We start from the raw sequence: 4,237 nt of genomic DNA, 5'->3' as shown, positions 1-4,237 counted from the left end.
GGATGGCTTAAGTTACAAGCCATCCTGGAAGGCTACGATTTAGCAAAATCTCTTGAGTCAGACTTGTGATCAAGAGACAGCTATCAGTGGCTGCGCTGCTAATTCAATGCTTAATGTTGATACTTTATTTAGCGTTACTTTACTTGAATCTGAAAAAGTAAATATAAGTGTATTTACTACACAAATTAATATACCTCGTTCACTTTACCGCCCTCCTATGTCTGCTTAATAGCAGGATAGGTGTAATATCAATTTTATTGAAAACATGCTCATTCTAGGAACTAAATACCTCTCTAACTGCGTTAAAAATTACTTATATAAAGCAACTATACTGCGTAATTTTTTCCTTGTTATAGAGCAATTTTCCTACCGCAATAATAGATCATTAATTCAATGAAATTGATATAAAAGGTTTTTGTAAAACTCCTAAACACCTTTTTTGCTTCCTAATTTAAGAATTTCTTTTATTTTTAGATGGAGCAGGTGATGAACCACGCTGTAAGTATTAAAGCCGTATTATGTAGTGTTGTGTTATTTAGCACAGTTGTTAATGCGCAAAACAATTCAAATAACCTAAATATCGATACGCTAAAGCAAGCCCGCAATGAGCAAACGCTTAGCTTAACGCAAGCGCTTAATTATGCACTAACGCATGAGCCATGGCTAAAAGCGAGTGGCTACCAAGAAGATGCCACAATAGCGCAAAGTATTGCCGCAGGCACCTTACCCGATCCTGTTTTAACGGTTGGCTTACTTAACTTGCCTACTAACGGTTATGCATTTGATCAAGAAGGGATGACGCAGCTTAAAGTCGATTTGAGCCAAAAGTTTAGCCGAGGGAATAGTTTAGCACTTAAACAAAAGGCATTAGCTCAGTCTGCTCAACAATATTCTTGGCAGCGCGCCGATCGCTTAGCACAAGTAAAAGCAATTGTGATTGAGTCGTGGTTAAACGCGTATCGTGCTCAGCGAAGTATTGCTTTAATTGAGCAAGATAAAGGGCTATTTACTCAGCTTATTGAAGTTACCGAAGCAAGCTACGCAAGTACCTTAGGTAAAACACGCCAGCAAGATATTATTCGTGCGCAATTAGAACTCACTCGCCTTGAAGATAAGTTGGTTATGCTTGAGCAGCAATTTGAAAGTGCTAAAAACCGTTTAGCACAGTGGTTACCTATGAATATGCTTATGCAGCCTTTAAATGCCGAATTTACTAAAACCACAGGGCTGGTTGATTTTGCAAACCTTGAATTTGATAAATTAATACAGTTGCTTATGGCGCATCCCGCAATTATTGCGATAGAAAAAACCGTCACCGCAAAGCAAACCGAAGTTGCACTCGCCAAGCAAAGTTACAAACCTCAAATGGGCGTTAATGTGGGTTATGGTTACCGAGATGAAACGCCTATGGGGGAGTCGCGAGCTGATTTACTTTCAGTAGGATTTAGCATTGATTTGCCATTGTTTACTGATAACAGACAAGATCAACAGGTTAAATCGGCTATTGCTAGTGCAGAAGCTACTAAAACACAAAAGCTGGTGGCGCTTCAAAAACTCAAAGGCATGTACTTTAAGGAGTTTAGCCAACTCGCTCGTTTGCAAAAACGCGATGCGCTTTATCAAAATACGTTATTACCGCAAATGTCAGAGCAATCTCAAGCAACACTTAATGCTTATACGCGCGACGATGGGGATTTTTCTGACGTGATGCGCGCGCGCATTGGTGAACTTAACGCCAAAATAGACGCGCTTAATATTCAAGTAGATCAGCATATTATTACCGCTCGCCTTAATTATTATGCAAGTAGCTTAGACCCCCAAGTAATGAGCGATAAAACTGGAGAATTACATAATGAATACTAATTTAAAGTTACTTGTTGCTGCCTTAGTCGGTGCGGGCGCATTTGCGTTAATTGGCGCCTTAGTGATGCAGTTTTTACCTAGCAGCTCGGCAATGAATGAACAGCAAAGTGCTGAAAAACAGCCCTTATATTGGGTAGCCCCTATGGATAGTAATTACAGGCGTGACGCGCCAGGACTGTCGCCAATGGGAATGGATTTAGTCCCTGTATATGAAAACGATAGCAACGCTCAGGATGGACCAGGTGCAGTAACTATTTCGCCTGCAGTCATCAATAACTTGGGTGTAAGAACTGCCAAAGTAGAGCTTAAAACACTTCACAGCGATATAAATACTGTGGGTTATGTGCAATATAACCAAGACCAACTTATTCACATTCATCCGCGTGTAGAGGGCTGGATTGAAAGTTTATATGTTAAAGCGCAAGGTGCACAAGTTAAAGCCGGTGAGCCTTTATATACTTTGTATTCCCCACAATTGGTGAATGCACAGGAAGAATTTTTACTGGCGGTTAATCGTGATAATACCGTGTTAATTCGCGCAGCAAAGGCACGTTTAGAGTCGTTAAATGTGTCTGATGGATTTATCGAGCGCTTACAAAAAAATAAAAAGATAATGCAAAATATTACTTTTTACGCAAAGCAAAGTGGTGTGGTAGATGAGCTAACAGTACGAGAAGGCTTTTACGTTAAACCAGGCACATCAATGATGAGTATTGCTCAGCTTGATGAAATTTGGGTAGAGGCAGAAGTGTTTGAACGCCAATCAGAACAAGTGAGCGTGGGCTTGCCCGTTACAATGACGCTTGATTACTTAAAAGGTCAAAAGTGGGAAGGTAAGGTTGATTACATTTACCCCGCGCTTGATGCTAAAAACCGAACGCTGCGTGTAAGACTCAGGTTTGAAAATGCAGATCATCGGTTAAAACCAAATATGTTTGCACAAGTGAGCATTCACGCTATGGCGAGTAAAGCGCAATTTACAGTCCCTAAAGAAGCGGTAATTCGCACGCAGCATCAAAACCGTGTGGTTATTGCATTAGGTGAGGGTCGTTTTAAATCGGTAGAAGTCGAAGTTGGGCAAATTAATAGTAATGAAGCGGTCATTTTGTCAGGTGTAATGACAGGTGACACGGTAGTGACCTCAGCGCAATTTTTAATAGATTCTGAGTCAAGTAAGAGCTCCGACTTTAAACGAATGGAAATGCCTAGTTCTAGCATTAGCTCAGGTATGAGTTCGGATTCTGGTTCAGACTCAAATATGAACATGGATATACAGCCACAAAGCGCCACGGTTAACGGCACTATTAATGCCATAGATACACAAAATCGCATTATTAATATTAGTCGAGAGGCCATTGAAAAATGGAATCGAGAACCCGCCACAATGGACTTTGTATTAGCGCCAGATATTGATATTACCAAGTTTGAAAATGCCCAGTATATTAATTTTACTTTTAGCATTATTAATGATGAATTTGTAATTACTAACGCGCAAAACGCAGAGCCGATTGATCATTCTACTATGCAACCTATGCAACCTATGCAACCTATGCAACCTATGCAACACAGTTCTCACTAGGAGCCATTATGATAACTGCCATTATTCGTTGGTCTGTTGGCAATCGCTTTTTTGTGTTGTTGCTTACATTAATTTTACTGGGTGGAGGATTGTTTGCACTAAAAAATACGCCCGTGGATGCCTTACCTGACTTATCTGATGTTCAGGTCATTATAAAAACTACTTACCCGGGGCAAGCGCCGCAAGTAGTGCAAGACCAAGTTACATTTCCGCTCACCACTGCAATGCTTTCTGTGCCGGGTGCACAAACTGTAAGGGGTTTTTCGTTTTTTGGTGACTCGTACGTTTACGTTATTTTTGACGAAAAAACTGATTTGTATTGGGCGCGTAGCCGAGTACAAGAATACCTAAGCCAAGCAGCAAACCGATTGCCCGATAGCGCTACGCCAGAGCTTGGCCCTGATGCAACAGGCGTAGGTTGGATTTACTTATACGCACTAATTGATAAAACAAATAAACACGATATTAGTCAGCTACGAAGCTTACAAGATTGGTTTTTAAAGTTTGAGCTACAAACTGTGCCCGGTGTATCTGAAGTGGCTGCTGTTGGTGGCATGGTTAAGCAATACCAAGTCAATGTAGAGCCTGATAAATTACGTGCTTATGGTATTCCGCTTAGCCTCATTCAAACGGCGATTCAACAAGGCAACCAAGAGATGGGTGCCTCGGTAGTTGAAATGGCTGAAGCTGAATACATGGTAACAAGCACCGGCTACATTAAAAGTGTTGCCGACCTAGAAGCTATTCCGCTTGGCGTAAACGCTAATGCTACTGCGCTGCAATTGCGTGATGTAG

4 protein-coding genes are annotated in these 4,237 nt (G+C 41.0%); all 4 read left to right on the top strand.

All coding sequences use genetic code 11. The features are described from left to right. Positions 1–52: 52 nt before the first annotated feature. The gene (locus L652_RS1000000125045; RefSeq protein WP_158000824.1) at positions 53–229 is read left to right on the top strand and encodes a hypothetical protein; all 177 of its coding nucleotides are present in this window, start codon (positions 53–55) and stop codon (positions 227–229) included. A 257-nt stretch (positions 230–486) separates the two neighbouring features. Beyond that, the gene (locus tag L652_RS0102385; protein WP_024597388.1) at positions 487–1,863 is read left to right on the top strand and encodes a TolC family protein; all 1,377 of its coding nucleotides are present in this window, start codon (positions 487–489) and stop codon (positions 1,861–1,863) included. After that, positions 1,853–3,442, top strand: a complete 1,590-nt coding sequence (locus L652_RS0102380) for an efflux RND transporter periplasmic adaptor subunit (RefSeq protein WP_024597387.1) — start codon at positions 1,853–1,855, stop codon at positions 3,440–3,442. The genes L652_RS0102385 and L652_RS0102380 overlap by 11 nt, the downstream gene beginning before the upstream one ends. 8 nt (positions 3,443–3,450) lie before the next feature. Next, positions 3,451–4,237, top strand: a 787-nt coding sequence (locus L652_RS0102375) for an efflux RND transporter permease subunit (RefSeq protein ID WP_029770113.1), incomplete at its 3' end; no start/stop codon positions are given.

Source organism: Pseudoalteromonas sp. TB25 (assembly GCF_000497995.1).
Classification (GTDB): domain Bacteria; phylum Pseudomonadota; class Gammaproteobacteria; order Enterobacterales; family Alteromonadaceae; genus Pseudoalteromonas; species Pseudoalteromonas distincta.
The sequence above is the reverse complement of the archived record's forward strand: the minus strand, read 5'-3'. Positions and strand labels throughout refer to the sequence as shown.

Excerpts from the sequence above, each read along its gene's own strand:
- L652_RS0102385 (WP_024597388.1), top strand. The coding sequence starts at position 487 with ATGAACCACGCTGTAAGTATTAAAGCCGTATTATGTAGTGTTGTGTTA.
- L652_RS0102380 (WP_024597387.1), top strand. The coding sequence starts at position 1,853 with ATGAATACTAATTTAAAGTTACTTGTTGCTGCCTTAGTCGGTGCGGGC.